This is a genomic window from Winogradskyella pacifica (assembly GCF_013403915.1).
In the GTDB taxonomy this organism is placed as follows: Bacteria; Bacteroidota; Bacteroidia; order Flavobacteriales; family Flavobacteriaceae; genus Winogradskyella; species Winogradskyella pacifica.
Genome location: NZ_JABFDI010000004.1, coordinates 142,458 through 162,165, shown reverse-complemented (window position 1 = coordinate 162,165; position 19,708 = coordinate 142,458). Strand labels below are relative to the sequence as shown.

15 protein-coding genes are annotated in these 19,708 nt (G+C 33.5%); 6 read left to right on the top strand and 9 right to left on the bottom strand.

All coding sequences use genetic code 11. From position 1 onward, the window contains the following. Positions 1 to 231 precede the first annotated feature (231 nt). Positions 232 to 6,333, top strand: coding sequence for an alpha-2-macroglobulin family protein (locus tag HM984_RS05315; protein ID WP_179348407.1), 6,102 nt, complete (start codon positions 232 to 234; stop codon positions 6,331 to 6,333). Here HM984_RS05315 and HM984_RS05310 read toward each other — a convergent pair. The 4 genes from HM984_RS05310 to HM984_RS05295 form a co-directional block, all read right to left on the bottom strand. After that, complete coding sequence (locus HM984_RS05310; RefSeq protein ID WP_179348406.1) at positions 6,330 to 7,061, bottom strand: LytR/AlgR family response regulator transcription factor; 732 nt, start codon at positions 7,059 to 7,061, stop codon at positions 6,330 to 6,332. The two genes, HM984_RS05315 and HM984_RS05310, sit on opposite strands and share 4 nt — an antisense overlap. Beyond that, entirely contained in the window at positions 7,058 to 8,122 is a 1,065-nt protein-coding gene (locus tag HM984_RS05305) for a sensor histidine kinase (RefSeq protein ID WP_179348405.1), read from the bottom strand. Before HM984_RS05305 ends, HM984_RS05310 begins: the two co-directional genes overlap by 4 nt. A 54-nt stretch (positions 8,123 to 8,176) precedes the next feature. After that, positions 8,177 to 8,689 (bottom strand): hypothetical protein, encoded by a 513-nt coding sequence (locus HM984_RS05300; protein ID WP_179348404.1) that lies wholly within the window; start codon positions 8,687 to 8,689, stop codon positions 8,177 to 8,179. 382 nt (positions 8,690 to 9,071) lie between these two features. Further along, positions 9,072 to 9,797, bottom strand: a complete 726-nt coding sequence (locus HM984_RS05295; RefSeq protein ID WP_179348403.1) for an SDR family oxidoreductase — start codon at positions 9,795 to 9,797, stop codon at positions 9,072 to 9,074. 182 nt (positions 9,798 to 9,979) lie between these two features. Between HM984_RS05295 and HM984_RS05290 the strand changes: the two genes are divergently transcribed. Continuing rightward, a complete protein-coding gene (locus tag HM984_RS05290; protein WP_179348402.1) occupies positions 9,980 to 10,468 on the top strand; it encodes a hypothetical protein in 489 nt (162 codons plus the stop codon). A gap of 2 nt (positions 10,469 to 10,470) precedes the next feature. Next, positions 10,471 to 11,856 (top strand): T9SS type A sorting domain-containing protein, encoded by a 1,386-nt coding sequence (locus tag HM984_RS05285; protein ID WP_179348400.1) that lies wholly within the window; start codon positions 10,471 to 10,473, stop codon positions 11,854 to 11,856. 2 nt (positions 11,857 to 11,858) lie between these two features. On the opposite strand, the gene HM984_RS05280 is transcribed toward HM984_RS05285, so the two are convergent. The 5 genes from HM984_RS05280 to HM984_RS05260 are packed head-to-tail and all read right to left on the bottom strand — an operon-like array spanning position 11,859 to position 15,708. Next, positions 11,859 to 12,380, bottom strand: coding sequence for a DUF4136 domain-containing protein (locus tag HM984_RS05280; RefSeq protein ID WP_115811114.1), 522 nt, complete (start codon positions 12,378 to 12,380; stop codon positions 11,859 to 11,861). A 40-nt stretch (positions 12,381 to 12,420) separates the two neighbouring features. Beyond that, positions 12,421 to 13,149, bottom strand: a complete 729-nt coding sequence (locus HM984_RS05275; RefSeq protein WP_115811116.1) for an ion transporter — start codon at positions 13,147 to 13,149, stop codon at positions 12,421 to 12,423. Between the two features lie 15 nt (positions 13,150 to 13,164). Next, positions 13,165 to 14,160, bottom strand: coding sequence for a GTPase ObgE (obgE, locus tag HM984_RS05270; RefSeq protein ID WP_115811118.1), 996 nt, complete (start codon positions 14,158 to 14,160; stop codon positions 13,165 to 13,167). A 25-nt stretch (positions 14,161 to 14,185) separates the two neighbouring features. Beyond that, positions 14,186 to 14,548, bottom strand: coding sequence for a four helix bundle protein (locus HM984_RS05265; protein ID WP_179348399.1), 363 nt, complete (start codon positions 14,546 to 14,548; stop codon positions 14,186 to 14,188). Between the two features lie 50 nt (positions 14,549 to 14,598). Beyond that, complete coding sequence (locus HM984_RS05260) at positions 14,599 to 15,708, bottom strand: adenylate kinase (protein WP_115811122.1); 1,110 nt, start codon at positions 15,706 to 15,708, stop codon at positions 14,599 to 14,601. Between the two features lie 155 nt (positions 15,709 to 15,863). Here HM984_RS05260 and HM984_RS05255 point away from each other — a divergent pair, with 155 nt between their 5' ends. The 3 genes from HM984_RS05255 (at position 15,864) to HM984_RS05245 (ending at position 19,698) form a co-directional block, all read left to right on the top strand. Beyond that, positions 15,864 to 17,018 carry a 5-(carboxyamino)imidazole ribonucleotide synthase gene (locus HM984_RS05255; protein WP_179348398.1) on the top strand — a complete coding sequence of 385 codons (1,155 nt, stop codon included), beginning with the start codon at positions 15,864 to 15,866 and terminating at the stop codon, positions 17,016 to 17,018. Between the two features lie 3 nt (positions 17,019 to 17,021). Continuing rightward, a complete protein-coding gene (purE, locus tag HM984_RS05250) occupies positions 17,022 to 17,501 on the top strand; it encodes a 5-(carboxyamino)imidazole ribonucleotide mutase (protein WP_179348396.1) in 480 nt (159 codons plus the stop codon). A 166-nt stretch (positions 17,502 to 17,667) separates the two neighbouring features. Beyond that, positions 17,668 to 19,698: a M3 family metallopeptidase gene (locus tag HM984_RS05245; protein ID WP_179348395.1), complete on the top strand. Its 2,031-nt coding sequence runs from the start codon at positions 17,668 to 17,670 to the stop codon at positions 19,696 to 19,698. Positions 19,699 to 19,708 lie beyond the last annotated feature (10 nt).

Sequence of the window (19,708 nt, the reverse complement as noted above, 5' to 3'; positions counted from 1 at the left end):
AGTTATAAAACAAAAATACAATTTAAGACTTAGTCGTAAAATCTTAATTTAATAACGTTTCCTTTCACTTACAAATTGTTTAACTTCACTCATTCAAATAAGACGTTCACTACTTATTACTTTTTTTGGAATACATTTTGAATGTATTTTGTAGAAATTAATAGAATGTGTTTATATCTAAATTAACATAAACAGATTCGCCAAAAAATCACCGCTTTTGCGACAACTACTATGAAAAACTATATATCAATACTCATGATACTTTGCTTTGCTTCCTTTTCTAATGCTCAAAATGATTTTGAAAATCAATGGAAAGACGTGGACAAATTCGAATATGACGGCCTTACTAAAAGTGCTGCCGATTTGGTTGAAACTATTTATAAAAACGCCGTTAAAGCTGACAATACCCAACAACGCATCAAAGCATTATTACATATCAGTAAGTATATGCTCATATTAGAAGAAGATGCACAACTCAACATTGTGAATCGGTTTAAAACCGAAATTGACACAAGCAAAGACCCCGTCACAAAGCATCTTTTAGAGAATATGTTAGCTACCATGTACTGGCAATATTTTCAACAAAGTCGTTACCAATTTTATAACAGAACTAAAACGTCAGAAAAGATAAGTGATGACTTTAGAACTTGGGATTTAGAGACTATTTTTAATGAAATTCATGTGTATTATCAACGTTCACTTGAAAATGCAGACTTATTACAACACCAATCATTAAACGATTATGCTGTACTTTTAAATGAATCCAAAAATTCTAAAGACTATCGCCCAACACTATTTGATTTATTAAGCCATAATGCACTCAAATTCTATAAAACTGACGAAAACAGCATCACACAACCTGCTTACAAATTTAGTATTGATAACAATCACTTTATTGCTGATAGTGAAATTTTCACAAGTATAGATTTAACCTCTAAAGACAGCTTATCGCTTCAACGCAATGCGTTAAAAATTTATCAAGATTTATTGAAGTTTCATCGTAAAGACAAAACTTCAAAAGCCTTTGTAGATGTGGATATTGAACGCTTAAATTTTGTAGCGCAGCATGGTACGTTTTCAAACTTAGAAGACCAGCTTCTTAATACATTACAATCGACATCAAAAAAATTAAAAGCTTCAGAATTATCGACGTTGTACGATTATGAAATTGCTAAGCTGTATGAAAAACAAGGTAATTTATTCAATCATACACTAGAAGAAAATGAAATCAACAGCAAAAACCAATGGAAATTAAAAGAAGCGATCGCAATTTGTAATGCGGCAATGTCTAAATTCCCAACTAGCATTGGCGCTGAAAAATGTGAGTTTTTAATAGCGCAAATTGGTAAGCCCAACTTAGAGCTTCAAGCCGAAGAATTTATTGGCATTAATTCTCCTTCTAAATTGTTAGTGACTTATAAGAATTTAGAAGGCTTAGACTTTAATGTTTATAAAGTTTCACAAAAGCAATTAGAGGCTTTTAATGAGATTTATAGCGTAGATGATAAAGAGGCTTTCTTTAAAAAACTGAATCCTGTTGAAACGTTTTCGAGTGTATTAAAATCCGAAGGCGATTACCAAAATCATAGTACTGAAATTGTATTACCAAATCTAAATAATGGTTTATATATCATTAAAGCTGATACCAATACAGACACTTACACAAATGTTTTTGCTACTGCGCATATTCAAGCCACAAATTTAGCCTTAATAGAGAGCTCAGAAAATGACAGCCATATTTATCAAGTTATTGATAGATATAATGGAAAACCTCAAGCTAGTATTAAGGTGAAACTCTCCTATAATACTCACAACAGCAAACAATTTACGAAAGTATTTACAACAGACCGTTTTGGGAAATTTCAATTCACAAAAGACAATAACTATTACAATAGCATTCAAATAGAAGTCAACTCTAAAGACGATACGGCTTATTTTGGCGACTATTACATTAACAGAACTTATAACCAAAATAAAAACAACGATACACAGTACCGTAACTTTTTATTCACAGATCGAAGTATTTACAGACCAGGACAAATAGTTTATTTTAAAGGTATTGCTACCAAATCTAAAGCCGAAAAAACAACGGTTTCGGCTGATGCAACTGTAATAGTCAAATTAACGAATGTTAATGGAGAGGTTGTCAAGGAAATAAATTTATTAACTAATGAGTTCGGTTCGGTTCATGGAGAATTATTACTACCAAACGATGGTTTAACGGGTAATTACACGATTAATATGTTTAGTGGAACTAATAGTTATACCAATATTTCTGTGGAAGAATACAAGCGACCAAAGTTTAAACCAGAATTTCAACCCATAACAGAAACTTACAAGGTAAACGACAGCATTACGGTAAACGGAACGGCAATCGCTTTTGCCGGGAGTACTATTACAGATGCTAAAGTGGTGTATCGTGTAAAACGAAATGTGAAATTTCCGAGCTGGTATTATTGGAGACGTCCATATTTTAATGTGGAAGCCCAAGAAATCACTTTTGGTGAGACTAAAACAAATGCTAAAGGAGAGTTTGAAATTATGTTTAAAGCGCTTCCGGATGAAAGTGTCTCTAAAGAAAATCTCCCTATTTTTAATTATGAAATCACAGCAGATGTGACGGATATTAATGGCGAAACACGTTCAACGTCTACCATTGTTAATGTTGGTTATCATGCTATGACACTCAATATTATTGCTCCTCAGAAAATTGATAAAGATCAAAAAGAAATTGAATTCACTTTAGCGTCGCAAAATCTTAATGGTGAATTCGCACCAGCAAAAGGACAATTAAAAATATATAAACTAAATGCACCAGATCGTGTTTTAAGAACACGGCCTTGGCAAGCACCAGATTACCAAACGCTTTCTGAAACTGAATTTAAAACACTATTTCCTCATGAAGCCTATTATGATAATGAAGGTCAATTAACCAATTGGACAAAAGGTGAAGCCATTCTTAGTACAACTTTCGATACTGAAAAAGAGAAAACCATCACTTTAAAGAAATTAAATAAATGGGATTCTGGTCAATATATGATTATTGTAGAAAGCAAAGATAAATTTGGACAAACGGTAAAAGACCAAGTGTTTACATCTCTTTTTAGTGATAAAGACAAAACGGTTGCAGACCACCAATTGTACGAAGCGCAATTGAATAAAGACACTTACGAGATCAATTCTATGGCAAAACTAACTTTAGGTTCTGCCGCAGAACATATAACCGTTACTGTTGAAATTGAAAAAGACGGTAAAATTATAATGACGCAATTAGTGGAGCTTCATAATTCAAAAGAAACAATTCTTATACCTGTTTTAGCAAGTGATGTAGGAGGTTTTGCCATTCATACGTCTTTTGCAGCGTTCAACGAATTTAAATCTCAGAGTTTTAATGTTAGTGTCCCTTACCCTAAAACGGATTTAGATATTGAAACCACAACGTTTAGAGATAAATTGCAACCAGGACAAGATGAAACTTGGAGTTTTAAAATAAAAGGCCCTAAAGGAGATAAAGTATCTGCAGAATTATTAGCAAGTATGTATGATGCCTCTTTAGATGAATTCAGATCTCATAACTGGAATTTTAGTCCTATTAACAACCCTGTTTATCATGGAAGACTAGGTAAAAATTCTAGACAAAGTTTTGGAAACACTAATTTTAGAGTATTCAATAATTTTTATACAGATGTGAAATATCCATATCAAGGTTATGATGAACTGAATTGGTTTGGATTTTATTTTGGGAATAATTATAGGTACTTAAGAAAGAACAAACGAGTTTCTTCTTCAGAAACGGTGGCAATGGTTTCTGATTCTGCAGAACTTGAAGAAGTTGTGGCTGTTGGTTATGGAACAAAAGCTGATCTAGAATATCAATTCACTAGTAACAAAATAAAGATGGTTCCTGACTCTACTTCGTTAGTAGGAACAACATACATGGAAATACATGGATTACCAGAAGAAAATATCCAAATAAGAACAAACCTAAACGAAACCGCCTTCTTCTTTCCACAATTACAAACCGATAAGGAAGGCAACGTAAGTTTCAATTTTACGGCACCAGAAGCCTTAACCAAATGGAAGTTACAATTATTGGCACACACCAAAACTTTAGAAAGTGCTGTGACACAATTAGAAACAGTGACGCAAAAAGAATTGATGATAATACCGAATGCCCCTCGTTTTTTAAGAGAAGGAGATCAAATTACGATTAGTACAAAAATTGCAAATCTTACGGACAATGAATTATCTGGAATGGCTCAATTGATTTTAACTGATGCTGTGACAGGTAAATCGATTGATACAGAACTTTCAAATTCTAGTAACACATCTCCTTTTGTCGTTGATGCGAAGGGCAACACACAAGTGTCTTGGAGTTTAAATATTCCAAAAAACATCCAAGCGGTACAATATAAAGTGATTGCAAAAGCTGGTGATTTTAGCGATGGCGAACAAAATGCCTTACCTGTTTTATCTAATAGAATGCTAGTTACAGAAACGATGCCAATGTGGATCCGTTCTAACCAGACCAAAACGTTTACTTTAGATAAGCTCGCTTCGACTTCGCTCAGCGACCAAAACAGTACGCTTAGTCACCATAAGTTGACCTTAGAAATGACATCGAATCCGGCGTGGTATGCTGTGCAAGCCTTACCTTATTTAATGGAATATCCTTATGAGTGTAACGAGCAAACATTTTCAAGATATTATGCGAATGCCTTAGCACAACATATTGTAAAATCGAATCCAAGAATTGAAGCGGTTTTTAACCAATGGAAATCCACTGACGCTTTATTGTCTAACTTAGAAAAGAACCAAGAATTAAAATCATTATTGATTGAAGAAACACCTTGGTTACGCGATACAGAATCGGAAACAGAACAGAAAAAACGTATTGCCTTATTATTCGACCTTAATAAAATGAACAACGAATTACAATCTGCTGTTCGTAAATTAAAGAACAATCAACATGGTTCTGGAGCTTGGCCTTGGTTTAACGGCGGGCGTGATAATCGATTTATCACCCAACATATTATTGCTGGTTTTGGACATTTAAAACAACTAAATGTCAGCCTGAGCGCAGTCGAAGGTTCTATGATCGAAAACGCCATAGACTATTTAGATGCCGAATTTGTTAAAGAATATAAAGACATTAGAAAACACAACAAAGATGCTGATTTAAGCAAAGATCATTTGTCACATACCCAATTGCATTATTTATATACACGAAGTTTTCACCCTGAAATGACACCTTCGAAAGAAGTTCAGAATATTATGGAGTATTACCAAGGACAGATTCAGAAATATTGGTTATCGCGTTCATTATACGCGAAAGGCTTAATGGCCTTAACCATACATAGATCAGATGATGCAAAAACGGCTGGTAAAATTGTAAAATCATTAAAAGAAAACAGTATTACTTCAGAGGAATTAGGCATGTACTGGAAAACCAATACCAACTCATGGCACTGGTACCAAGCACCAGTTGAAACACAAGCCTTAATGGTGGAGGTGTTTTCTGAAATTGGTACAAGTATACAAAGTGAAGCAAAGAATCTCGAAGTTGTAGACAATCTAAAAATATGGTTACTAAAAAACAAGCAGACCAACAGTTGGAAAACGACTAAAGCCACCTCAGAAGCTGTATATGCGTTATTGCTACAAGGCAGCGATTGGCTTAGCGTTACAGAACAAGTAGACGTTAAAGTAGGTGGTGAAACAATTTCACCTTCAACATTAGAAAACGTAAAAGTAGAAGCTGGCACAGGGTATTATAAAACCTCTTGGAATGGTTCTGAAATTAAACCAGAACAAGCCGATGTTACCATTACTAAAAAAGGAGAAGGTATTGCTTGGGGCGCTTTATACTGGCAATATTTTGAGGATTTAGACAAAATTACTTCAGCTGAAACACCTTTAAAATTGAGCAAGAAATTATTCTTAAAATCGAATACCGATAAAGGTGAAGAAATCACCGAAATCACCTCAACAAGTAAATTAAAAGTAGGAGATTTAATTAGAGTTAGAATTGAATTGAGAACAGATCGCACCATGGAATTTGTACATCTTAAAGATATGCGTGCTGCTGGTTTAGAACCTGTAAACGTACTATCGCAATACAAATGGCAAGATGGTTTAGGTTATTATGAAAGCACAAAAGATGCGGCCACCAATTTCTTTATGGACTATTTACCAAAAGGTGTTTATGTATTTGAATATGATTTAAGAGTGAATAACGCCGGTGACATGAGTAACGGCATTAGTACTATTCAGAGTATGTATGCGCCAGAATTTTCTAGTCATAGCGAAGGTGTTAGGATTACGGTTGACTAAAAACTTAATTGATCTTTAAATATATAGGATTGTCTTCTGGAGATTTCAATTTCTTCTCCAGAATTCATTTCTATTTTTAGTTTCCCGTTAAACCATGAGACGACTTTCTTAACGTGGTTGATATTAATGATCTGCTGACGGTTAGCTCTAAAAAACACATCTGAAGGTAACTTTTCTTCAATTTGCGCAAGTGATTTATAAATTAGAGGAGTATTGGAATCAAAAAAGACACGTGTATAATTACCTACAATTTCAAAGAGTGAAATATCTTGAATTTTAACCAACCAACATTGTTCTCCGTCTTTAATAAATATCTGCTTATCTAAACGCAGTCCTTCTTCTTTTTCGGGTGCGGTAGATGAAGTAGCATTAATTTTTTCAAGAACCTTAGTAATAGAACTCGAAAATCGTTTTTGACTAATAGGCTTCAGTAAATAATCGAATGCATTGTACTCAAAAGATTTAATGGCATAATCATCAAAAGCGGTTGTAAAAATAGTTATTGGCACGTCATCTAACATCTCGAGAAGTTCAAAACCATCTTTTTCTGGCATATTAATATCCAAGAAAAGCAAATCAGGATTTGTCTTAGTAATCAGCTCAAAACCTTCATCTACATTTTCGGCTTCACCAATGAGTTCTATGTCTTGGTGAGCTTTTAATAGTTCTTTTAACTCATTACGAGCCAAACGCGAATCTTCTACAATAACAGCTTTTAATGGTTTCATACGATTGGCATTTTTATAGTGGCAACCACTTTATTTTCAATTTCTTTTAAGGTAAAGGTCGCATTTTGACCATAAAGTAGTTCTAGACGTTTCTTTATATTCTTTAAACCTAACTGCGTAGAATTTTCGCTTTTTTGTAATTTACCAGAATTGGTAACCTCAATTTGTAATTGATGATCCGTTACCAGCGTTGATAAGGTGACTTTACCTCCACTTTTTATATTTGAGATACCATGCTTTAAAGAATTTTCAACCAACATTTGAATAATCATTGGGGGAATTTGTTTGTTTAAAGACGCTTCATCAATATGGGTTTCAAATTGTAAACGGTCTTCAAACTGAATTTTAGAAATTTCAACATAGTTTTCTACCATCTCTAATTCATCTTCTAAAGAAATCGAATTCAATTCACTTTTGGTCAGTGAATACCTTAAGGTCTCAGATAAATTGGTTAACATGTTTCTAGCCACATCGGCATCTTCAAGCATAAGCCCACGAATGTTATTCAAACTATTAAACATAAAATGAGGATTGATCTGCCCTTTTAAAGTGTTGAGTTGTGCTTCTTTTAAATTCGCTTCTAACGCTAGTTGTTTTACTTTAATGGTGTTAATATAATACACCAACTTCAATGTTAAAACAACAAACAACCAAACCACAAAATAGGCTAAAAAATGAGGCACGTTTGTTAACTTTTGAAGAAAGGTTAATTCCACATCGACATTTAAAAAATAATTAGCAGGAATTGTTAACATAGGCCAAAGTACACTATGATAAATAATTTGGGTTACTACAACTACGGCTATAAGTTTGTAAACATCACTTTTAGAATAATCACCGATATTAAAGTAATTTTCGATAAAGTATAGAATAATAAACGATAATATAAAACCTAATAAGCCACACAAGACACCTTCGGTTAATAAGTAATAAACTCTATTAATTGATTCTTCACCTCCACCTCCATAGGATATCTTGTCTATAGTGAGCATAAAAAGCGCGAATAAAATCCACCCAAAGAAATTAATAATCCAGTATTTATAGTTTGTTAAAAGCTTCATTTATTCTTCTTTAGCCGAGATATAATTAAATGCAAGATATGAGATAATACGTGTTTATTGCAACTGTAGTTCATATGCCATTGTGCTTTCTAACGACGCTATTTCTTTTTCTGTTTTTTTATACGATAAATATCCAAAAACACCTACGAAAGTTATATAAGCCAACATACTTAAAATACCTGAAACATTAGACTCAAAATATAATGATGCTGAGGGAATTAAGGTTAACATCCAAAAGCCCATAAAATACATTTCGTATTTCTTGCGATTCACCATATAGGTTTTGAATTTAGAGATACTTGAAACTAAAGAGGTTTGTGTATATGATTTTTGCTTAATATCTTTCAGGGATAAAAATTTATCTATAAAAAACACTACGGCTAAAATACCCATAAGTAATAGCATAACATAAAGGTTGTTCTCTCTAAAGCGAATGGCAAGTCCTATGGATACTCCAATTAAGATAAACGACGATAGTTTGGCCATTTTTGCTCCTATTAATAATTTTTCAAATGTTTTCAATTGCTTTTGAAAAGTGTCTTGTTTTTCTTGGTTTGAATTTTTCATAATTTGATTTGATTTGATTTGATTGATTAACTAAATACAACTTCAATAATAAATTCGATAATTACCTTTACTAAATTGATCATAATACTGTTGTTTTTTGATTGATGATTACTATCCGCTTTCTAATTGATAGTATAAATATATAACAGTATCAAAGCTTTAAAACTGAAAATATGATGAGTGGTCATTAGAATATGCTAAACGGAAATTTGAATAACCCATAGCTATTATAGAAGTATAAAAACCTGAAGAAAATTCTTTTAGACAAAAATAAATCACGCACGACTACATCTAAATACTGTCTTCCCTATCGATTCGGAAAAATCATAAACAAAAAAAAAGGTTTCAAAAATGAAACCTCTCTTTATGCTAAGCACTTGTTTTATTTACTCGGAGGAGTTGTAGGCCTCACTTCTATTTTACTTGGTAAGGTTCTTGGGTTCATCTTTAATAAATCGATCACCAATTCTCCTATATCTTCACTCTGAATTTTCCAAGCTTGTTCGTCACTTGGTTCATTTCCATTAAAATGTGTAGACACAGAACCCGGCATAATTGTACTCACTTTTACTCCATGTTGTCTTAAATCTAACATCACCGCTTGGGTAAAACCTGTGACTCCAAATTTACTAGCATTATATGCCGAGCCACCTGCAAAAAAATTAGCCCCAGCCAAACTCGAAATAGTGATATAATAGCCTTTCGATTTTTTTAATTCTGCTACACTCGCCTTTATAGAATTAAAAGCACCTGTAAGATTTGTATCTATGGTATCTTTCCATTGTTCTTCTGTTAAATCTTCGATACTTGCAAAATGCCCTAATCCAGCATTTGCAATTACAATATCTAACGCACCAAATGTAGCTATCACTTTTTGTACGGCTTCTTCCTGACTTTTTAAATCTCTTACATCTGCTTCGACGCCGATTATAGCATCTAAGGCATTTGTTTTTGATGCTAATTCTTTAGCTGCACTTTCTGCTGCACTTTTAGCTCTACTCGTTATCACAACTTTCACTCCTGTATTAAGTAATGCTTCTGCAATACCATAACCTATTCCTTTTGTTCCACCTGTAATTAAGGCGACTTTTCCTTTTAAATTTTCCATATGTGTTGTTTTTACCAAATTTACAAAACAAGACTAAAAACTCAACTTTTAGAATGTTAGGATTATGATAAAACCACGAATAAAGATTAACAGATCGAATTTTACTCACCTATATTATTTATTTTATCACGACCTTTTTTATAACTAACTTTAACATTCTAAAAAAACATTTAATTTTGCGAATGAAAATTTCAAAAACCATAAGAATCACTTACCTATTAACACTTTTAATAGCTTTGCTTTCTTGCGCTAGTAAACAACACATCGTAACTGAAGAAGAACCTATAATAACACAACCTAAACTACTTTTCTTAAATTTTGAAATCACAAAATTAAACGATATAAAAAGTGTTTCGTTAATCAATCAAATTAAAACCGATGGTAAATTAAAAGGACATACGAGCGAAGACACGAAAGGAGACATTGGAGACTTAGAATATTTGATTTTGGATAAAGATCTCAACCAATTAGAAAAACATTATATAAAAAATCCTTTAAAAAAAGTTATAGAATTTGTAAACGACTCAGGAAATTTTGAAAAAAAAATGTTAGATTTAGACCGTTCGGAATTTTCATTAAAATTACAACTAAAGCCTAAAGCTGAATACATTGTAATCAACGAAATCACTTCAGAAGGTATTACAAAACTGAACACTACAAAAATAGAATAAACATGAAAAAACTATTACTCATAGCTCTTATTTCCCTTACTGTTCAATTTGTTTTTTCTCAAACTTTTGATGTTCAAGCTATCAAAAATTCTGGAGACGACAACAAGCGTATCAACCTTGTTATTTTGGGTGATGGTTATTTAGCTAGCGAATTACCGCAGTTTGAAATCGATGCGACTAATTTTATGAATGATATGTTTTCTCAAGAGCCTTTTGCGAGTTATGAAAACTACTTCAATGTTTATATTATAAAAGTACCTTCTAATGAAAGCGGCGCAACACACCCAGGAACAGCTTCAGATGAGCCTACTACTGTTGTACCTGTAGCTACTGTTGATAATTATTTTGGTACAGCATTTGATAGTTATGATGTTCATAGATTGTTATTCACAGAAAACAGTGCTTTAATTAGCACAGTATTGGCGAATAACTTCCCACTTTACGACCAAGCCCTTATTTTAGTAAACTCTCCCTATTACGGTGGCAGCGGAGGCCAGTTTCCAATTTCTTCAACAGGTGAAGATGCCAGCGAAATTGCCATTCATGAGTTAGGACATTCCTTTGTAAATTTAAAAGATGAATACTATCCTGGAGATTTACTTGCTGCCGAAGCCATAAATATGACCCAAGAAACAGATCCTACATTAGTAAAATGGAAAAACTGGATAGGCACAGGTAATATTGGTGTATTTCCATATGCTACTTCTGGGACTGCGGCCACTTGGAACAGACCACATCAAAGTTGTAAAATGCGCTATTTGGGTTATGATTTTTGTGCCGTTTGCAAAGAAGGTATTATTGAACAGATCCACGATTTAATTTCACCAATAGATTCTTATACACCAACGGAAACCGCAGTTAGCGCCGCTAGTTTTCCTTTGAATTTTGAAATTAATACTATTGAAACTCTCCCTGTAAATACTTTAGAGTCAAACTGGTCTCTTAATAGTAATGCTATTGCCTCTAATATAAATACTGTTACTCTTGAAGAAAACGATCTAAACGCTGGAACAAATAACCTCAGCGTTGCGGTCAACGACGCCACGACTTTAATTAATGTCGATAGCCATGAAACCATTCATATTGCTACCGTGACTTGGACCATAGATAACACTTTAGGAGTACAAGACGTAACCGTTAATGATTATAGCTTAACAATGTACCCTAATCCCTCACAAAATAGTTTAAATATAAAACTAGATAATGTGCAAAATGAAACTGTTCGTATTGAAATCTTAAGCCTTGACGGAAAAAGAATAAAATCAGCATTAGTTAAAAATGATGAAACTACAGCAATAGATATTAGTGCATTAAGCAATGGTGTTTACATCACTAATTTTTATACCAATTCAGTTTTAATTGCGAGTAAAAAGTTAATCAAAAACTAAAACTATTTGGATTTCGGAGGATAGTTTGAAAACACCTTATCTACTACGATTTTAAACTGTTCTTCTCGCTTTTCGGGAGTAGCATTTGGGCTATAACTACTTTCACTTATGGCTTGCCAAAACATTCCTGTTTTAGTATCGTCTACAAACTCTATAACCAATTCTCTAGTGTTTTTGTTTCCACCTATAGGTAATCCTACAGAAACTCCACCACCAACATTACCTCCGCCTCCACCGAGACCAATACCGACATTACTATTGTTTCTACTTTGTATCTCTTGACTCTGAATATCAATATAAAAATCGGGATTATCGGATCGTACTAATCCCATAGTTTCAAGCTTCGTATCCATTGTTCTAATTAAACGTTTAAGGTCTAATTCGGACAAGCCCGTTTTCATATCATCAAAATAATTGTAGGTTTTGTAGTTATTGAAATCGGTTGCCTTTTCGTAATCGTAGTTGACTTTGGTTCCGCACGATGTTAGGATAAGTGCTATTAATAAGAATTTTAAATTTTTCATCTTTTTTATTTAAAGATATTAAAAAATTAAGATGCCGTCCCTATTTTAACTTGTCTTCTTTTTCGTCGTCATGTGGCTCAACAGCCTTGGTTAAAGAAGATGAGATAATACCTGTAGGAATCGCAACAATTCCCAAACCAATCATAAGAATAAAAAAAGTGAAAATGCGACCACCAACTGTAATTGGGTATACATCCCCATAACCAACCGTTGTTAAGGTAACAATAGACCACCAAAGACTAGAGAATATGGAAGAAAAATGCTCTGGCTGTGCTTCATTTTCAAAATAATAAATACCTACTGCAGCGAAATAAATAAGCATTAATGTAATTATCATAAATAAGATAATCTGCTCTTTTGCCAACTTCATAGCTTTAGCAAAATGATGCATCGCTTTATTATAGCGAACTAACTTAAACAGCCTAAATAATCGGAACATACGTAGTAAACGCAAAGAGCGTAAATCGATACCGAAAGAAAGATAGAATGGCAAAATGGCCAAAAAGTCTACAATACCGAAAAAACTAAAAACGAATTTGGGTTTACTATCAGCAACATAAATGCGTGCTAAATATTCAAAAGTAAAAATGATAACACTAAAAGCCTCAATAGCTTTTAAAACAACTCGTGTTTGAGGCTTTAAATCCGGTAAGGTTTCAATTGAAAATGTAATTACAGAAAAAATAATTAAAAACTGAATGAAGTATGCAAACCGCCTACTTTTCTTGGTACTATTAATTTCTACCAAATCTTTTAGGTACGTTTTCATACTAAAGTCAACTTACTAATTCAACATCTTCCAGAGCGTATCTTTCAATTCTGTTAAACCTTGCTGAGCAACAGAAGAGATAAACATATAATTAGCATCTAAATCTTTATCTAGAATGGCTCCTATTTCCGACTTTAACTCGTCATCTAACATATCAGATTTAGAAACCACTACAAAGCGTTCCTTATCTAACATTTCAGGGTTATAACGTCTTAATTCATCTTCTAAGATTTCATATTGTTTTACGATATCCTTAGCATCTGCCGGAATTAAAAACAATAGAATAGAGTTACGTTCAATATGTCTTAAAAAGTAATAGCCTAAGCCTTTTCCTTCAGCAGCTCCTTCTATAATACCAGGAATATCTGCCATTACAAACGACTGAAAATCGCGATATTCTACAATACCTAAATTCGGTTTTAAAGTCGTAAACTCATAATCTGCAATTTTAGGTTTTGCTGATGTTAATACAGAAAGTAACGTTGATTTTCCTGCATTTGGGAATCCAACTAACCCAACATCTGCTAATACTTTAAGTTCTAAAGTAATATCTAGTTCTTCAAGTGGAATACCAGGTTGTGCATAACGTGGAGTTTGATTTACTGAATTTTTAAAATGCCAGTTTCCTCGACCACCCATGCCTCCTTTTACTACAATAATTTCTTCACCTTCTTCGGTAATTTCAAATAAAATAGTATCGGTTTCAGAATCGCGAACAACAGTTCCTAATGGCACATCCACATAAATATCTTCACCATCGGCTCCTGTACTTCTCCCTGAGCTACCATGCGAACCATGACCAGCTTTAAAATGTCTTTTAAATTTTAAGTGAATAAGCGTCCAAAGATTAGAGTTTCCACGCAAAATAACATGACCTCCACGACCACCATCTCCTCCATCTGGCCCACCTTTCATTATATATTTTTCGCGATGTAAATGCGCAGAACCTTTTCCTCCGTTCCCAGAAGATACGTGCATTTTTACGTAGTCAACAAAATTTCCTTCAGTCATTAGATAGATTTAAAAGTTTAATTGTTTATGTGTTTAATTGATATTTCTTAAGAGCATTAATCTGATTAGAAATTTTTAAAACTTTCTCTCTCAATATTGAATACTCGTTATTATTTATAAAACCTAGTCTTTGGCATAAAATTATTTGACAAAGCAATTCCATTGTTGAACTAAATGCTATTGTCGAAAAACGAGCTTTATCCTTATTACTTGTCCTAGAAGTCCCTTCTGCTAAATTTGAAGAAATTGAAACTGAACACCTTTTCATCTGACTCGACATACCAAATTTCTCGTCATCCGGAAATGTTTTCACTGTATTATAAATTAACTCAACTAAATCAATTGAATCTTGCCAAACGTTTAATTTCTCAAAAGAATGTTGATACATAATAATTTAGTTTCAATTAAACGAATAAACAATTAAACAGTTTACTCTATCTACAGCTTATCAATCACAGAACTTAAACGTACTGTAATATCTTCAACACTACCAACACCATCAACACCAAAATATTTGTTTTGATCGGTATAGTAATCTTTTAAAATAGCCGTTTTTGTATAGTATTGTTTTATTCTATTTCTTATGATACTTTCGTCCGCATCATCAGTTCTTCCACTAGTTTCTCCTCGTTTAAGTAAACGCTGTACCAAAACCTCATCATCAACCTCTAAAGCGACCATAGCATCGATTTGCGAATCTTTATCTTCCATTAACGCATCTAATGCTTGTGCTTGCGCATTCGTTCTTGGAAAACCATCAAAGATAAAACCATTTGCTCCAGCATTTTTCTCTACCTCTTTATTCAACATATCAATAGTAACCTGATCTGGCACTAATTCTCCTTTGTCCATAAAAGACTTTGCTAACATTCCTAAAGCGGTTTCGTTTTTAATGTTAAATCTAAAAACATCACCTGTAGAGATGTGTATTAAATCGTATTTTTCCTTTAGAAAATTAGCTTGTGTCCCCTTACCTGCTCCTGGAGGGCCAAATAGTACTATGTTTGTCATGTGTTGTGTGGTTTTTAGTTGATATACATCTGGTAAATCTCTTCCTAATCCGTTATAATCAAGTCCATAACCAACGATGAACTTATTAGGAATTTCCATACCTACGTAATGAAGTTTAAAATCTTTGTTATAAGCTTCAGGTTTATAAAACAAGGTTGCAATAATTAATTGTTTTACATTTTCATTTTCAAAAATACGGTGCACTTCTTCCAAAGTATTCCCTGAATCTATAATGTCTTCTAAAATAACAACCGTTCGACCTGTTAAGTCTTGGGTTAAACCAATTAAGCGCTGAATATCTTCTGTAGACTTTACCCCTTCGTATGATGCCAACTTTATAAAAGTAACTTCACAAGGTTTCGGATATTTTTTTACAAAATCGCTCACTAACATAAACGAACCATTCAAAATCCCAATAAACACGGGTACTTCATCACCCAAATCGTCAGCAATACCATCTACCATTTTTTGGACAGCGGTATCTATTTCTTGTTCAGATATAAAAGGTTTGAAGTATAAATCGTGAAGCTTAATCACTTTCTTTTTATTTTAGAGTTGCAAAGATACATATTTGATTGCTTTTTAAGGGATTTTTGATTTAGGAATTTAGAGGGATGTATGATATTTACCGTATTTTTGCTATAAATTAAGTTGAATCTTTTAACCGGTTTCCACTTTCGTGGAAAATAAATATGAACTATTTTTCTTCAAATTTTAAACTCGGAATTCTTGGTGGTGGCCAACTTGGCAAAATGATGTTATACGACACACGTAAGTTTGATATTTATACTTGTGTGTTAGACCCTAGTGCTGATGCACCATCACGACTGGCTTGCGATGAATTTACCATAGGTGATTTATTAGATTACGACACCGTAATTAACTTCGGAAAAAACGTTGACGTGTTAACTTTTGAAATAGAAAACGTTAATGTTGATGCTTTAGAAACACTTGAAAAGCAAGGCGTAAAAGTTTTTCCATCGTCTAAAACATTACGAACCATTCAAAATAAAGCGACTCAAAAATTATTTTATCGCGATCACGATATTCCGACAGCAGATTTCTCAAGATTTGCGTACACCTCTGAAATTGATGAAGCTGTAGATAATGGAGGCCTAAGCTATCCTTTTGTATGGAAAAGCGCTCGATTTGGATACGATGGTACGGGTGTAAAAGTGGTTAGAACTATTTCTGACTTAGCGGATTTACCAAATGTGGAATGTATTACTGAAAAATTGATTCCCTTTAAAAATGAATTAGCCGTTATTGTTGCAAGAAATGCACAAGGAGATGTTAAGACCTATCCTGTTGTTGAAATGGAATTTCATCCTGAAGCTAACCAAGTTGAATATGTAATTTGTCCGGCTAGAATACCTGATGCTATTGCAAAGAAAGCAGAATCTGTTGCGTTAAAAGTAGCCGCAGAATTTAAACATGTTGGTTTATTAGCTGTTGAAATGTTTCAGACTGAAACTGACGACATTATAGTAAACGAAGTTGCACCGAGACCACACAATTCTGGTCATTATAGTATCGAAGCCAGTTATACCTCACAATTTGAACAACAGATTAGATGTATTTTAGGTTTACCACTAGGAAATACTGAAAGTAAAGTTGCAGGAGTGATGGTGAATCTTGTTGGTGCAGAAAATCACACTGGTAATGTGGTTTATAAAAATATTGAAAACATCCTTGCAATGGATGGAGTAACACCGCACATTTACGGCAAAAAACAAACCAGACCTTTTAGAAAAATGGGACATGTAACTATCGTAAATAAAGATATCTCTGTGGCTCGTAAAATAGCGGAACAAGTAAAACAAACAATCGAAGTAATTAGCGAATAAAAAATGAGTAAAGTAGCCATAATAATGGGAAGCAAAAGCGACATGCCAGTAATGCAAGACGCTATAGATATATTAAACGGTTTTGATATTGAAATTGAAGTTGATATCGTTTCGGCACATAGAACACCTGAAAAGTTATATGAATTTAGTAAAAACGCACACAACAGAGGCATCAAAGTGATTATTGCAGGTGCAGGTGGAGCTGCACATTTACCAGGAATGGTAGCCTCTATGTCTCCGTTACCAGTTATTGGAGTGCCTGTAAAAAGCAGTAATTCTATAGATGGTTGGGATTCTGTTCTATCAATTTTACAAATGCCTGGTGGTGTACCTGTAGCTACAGTTGCTCTTAATGGAGCAAAAAATGCTGGAATTTTAGCAGCTCAGATTTTAGGTTGTTCAGACCAATGTGTTTTAGATAAGATAATAATCTATAAGGAAGGCTTGAAAGCAAAGGTTATTGACTCTGCAAAAGACCTATAAAAAAGCCTCAACTCTCGTTAAGGCTTCTAGCTATTAATCAACTTAACTTTTACATTTTAAATCTGTAAAAGCACTATAGTTAAGATACAAAACATCTCGTATTTACGTATCACAAAATACGTTAAAACTCAAACAGTCAATTATTTAATACTAAAATTAAAAACAAATGACAGTTCTTAATAAAACATTCAACACACCATATAACACAGCACCTTTTTCAAAAATAAAAACAGAAGATTATTTACCTGCTTTTAAAGAAGGCATTAAAAAATCTAAAGCTGAAATTGATGCCATAACAGCAAACACTGAAGCCCCAACTTTTGAAAACACGATTGAAGCCTTAGATTATTCAGGAGAAGAATTAGATCGCTTGTCTAGTATTTTCTTCAATTTGAATTCTGCTGAAACTAATGACGAAATTCAGAAAATTGCACAAGAGGTTTCACCTTTACTTTCAGATTTCAGTAATGACATTACGTTGAATGAAGACCTGTTTAAACGTGTAAAAGCAGTTTACGATTCAAAATCTAGTTTAGATTTAACTACAGAACAAAACACGCTTCTCGATAAAAAATATAAAGGGTTTTCTCGAAATGGTGCTAATTTACCAGAAGACAAAAAAGAAAAACTTCGTGCAATTGACAAAGAATTGAGTCAATTAAAATTAAAATTCGGAGAGTATATTTTAGCAGAAACAAATAAATTTGAAATGCATCTTACGGATGAGTCTGATCTTTCAGGCTTACCAGAAGGAGCCAAAGAAGCCGCTAAACAATTAGCAGAAAGCAAAGACAAAGACGGTTGGTTAATCACTTTAGATTACCCAAGTTATATTCCGTTTATGACTTATGCCGATAACAGAACATTAAGAGAAGAATTGTCTAAAGCTTTTGGTAGAAAAGGATTTCAAAATGATGAGCTAGACAATCAAAATATTGTTCTCAAAATAGCACAATTGCGTTTTGAGCGTGCTCAACTTTTAGGCTATAAAACACATGCACACTTTGTGTTGGAGGAGCGCATGGCAGAAACACCAGAAAAAGTAACCTCGTTTTTAAATGAATTATTAGAAAAAGCGAAACCAGCTGCTAAGGACGAATTTAAAGAATTGGAAGATTTCGCAAAAGAATTAGATGGTATTGACCAACTTCAAAAATGGGATTCTGGTTATTATGCTGAAAAGTTGAAACAAAAACTATTCGACTTAGACGACGAGCAATTAAAACCGTATTTCAAATTAGAAAATGTGATCAATGGCGCTTTTACGGTTGCCGAAAAATTATTCGGACTACAATTTGAAGAAATTAATACTATCGATAAATATCACGACGACGTTTTAACTTACAAAGTTACTGATGCAGACGGTGAATTAGTATCCATCTTCTATGCTGACTTTTTCCCAAGAGCAGGAAAACGTAACGGTGCATGGATGACGTCTTACAAACCTCAAATGATTAAAGATGGTAAAAACGAAAGACCACACATTTCTAACGTTTGTAATTTCACTAAACCAACAAAAAGCAAACCATCATTATTAACGTTTAATGAAGTGACAACGTTGTTTCATGAATTTGGTCACGCCTTACACGGTATGTTAGCCAACACCACGTATCCTAGCATATCTGGAACCAGTGTGTATTGGGATTTTGTTGAATTACCAAGTCAGGTATTAGAAAACTGGTGTTACGAAAAAGAAGCTTTAGAGTTATTTGCAACACATTACGAAACAGGCGAAGTCATCCCAATGGAACTGGTTGAAAAAATAAAAGCTTCAGCAACGTTTCACGAAGGCATGCAAACCTTACGTCAATTAAGTTTTGGGTTGTTAGATATGTCGTGGCATGGTATTGATCCTTCAAATATTGCAAATGTGAAGTCTCATGAAGTTGAAGCTTTTAGAGATACAAGTTTATATCCTGATGTCGCAGAGAATTGTATGAGCACGTCGTTTTCGCATATTTTTCAAGGAGGCTATTCTTCTGGCTATTACAGTTACAAATGGGCCGAAGTTTTAGATGCAGATGCCTTTGAATATTTTAAAGAAGAAGGCATCTTTAATAAAATAGTAGCAGATAAATTTAAAACCTTTGTATTATCACAAGGTGGCACAGACAACCCTATGACTTTATATAAAAAGTTTAGAGGACAAGAACCAAAACCTGACGCCTTATTAAGACGCGCAGGATTATTAAAATAAAACGTAAAGG

Bases quoted from the DNA above. Each gene is read 5' to 3' on its own strand.
- HM984_RS05275 (WP_115811116.1), bottom strand. From the start codon at position 13,149: ATGAAAACGTACCTAAAAGATTTGGTAGAAATTAATAGTACCAAGAAA.
- HM984_RS05285 (WP_179348400.1), top strand. From the start codon at position 10,471: ATGAAAAAACTATTACTCATAGCTCTTATTTCCCTTACTGTTCAATTT.
- HM984_RS05300 (WP_179348404.1), bottom strand. From the start codon at position 8,689: ATGAAAAATTCAAACCAAGAAAAACAAGACACTTTTCAAAAGCAATTG.
- HM984_RS05295 (WP_179348403.1), bottom strand. From the start codon at position 9,797: ATGGAAAATTTAAAAGGAAAAGTCGCCTTAATTACAGGTGGAACAAAA.
- HM984_RS05265 (WP_179348399.1), bottom strand. From the start codon at position 14,548: ATGTATCAACATTCTTTTGAGAAATTAAACGTTTGGCAAGATTCAATT.
- HM984_RS05245 (WP_179348395.1), top strand. From the start codon at position 17,668: ATGACAGTTCTTAATAAAACATTCAACACACCATATAACACAGCACCT.
- obgE (WP_115811118.1), bottom strand. From the start codon at position 14,160: ATGACTGAAGGAAATTTTGTTGACTACGTAAAAATGCACGTATCTTCT.
- HM984_RS05280 (WP_115811114.1), bottom strand. From the start codon at position 12,380: ATGAAAAATTTAAAATTCTTATTAATAGCACTTATCCTAACATCGTGC.
- HM984_RS05290 (WP_179348402.1), top strand. From the start codon at position 9,980: ATGAAAATTTCAAAAACCATAAGAATCACTTACCTATTAACACTTTTA.
- HM984_RS05315 (WP_179348407.1), top strand. From the start codon at position 232: ATGAAAAACTATATATCAATACTCATGATACTTTGCTTTGCTTCCTTT.
- HM984_RS05305 (WP_179348405.1), bottom strand. From the start codon at position 8,122: ATGAAGCTTTTAACAAACTATAAATACTGGATTATTAATTTCTTTGGG.
- HM984_RS05310 (WP_179348406.1), bottom strand. From the start codon at position 7,061: ATGAAACCATTAAAAGCTGTTATTGTAGAAGATTCGCGTTTGGCTCGT.
- purE (WP_179348396.1), top strand. From the start codon at position 17,022: ATGAGTAAAGTAGCCATAATAATGGGAAGCAAAAGCGACATGCCAGTA.
- HM984_RS05255 (WP_179348398.1), top strand. From the start codon at position 15,864: ATGAACTATTTTTCTTCAAATTTTAAACTCGGAATTCTTGGTGGTGGC.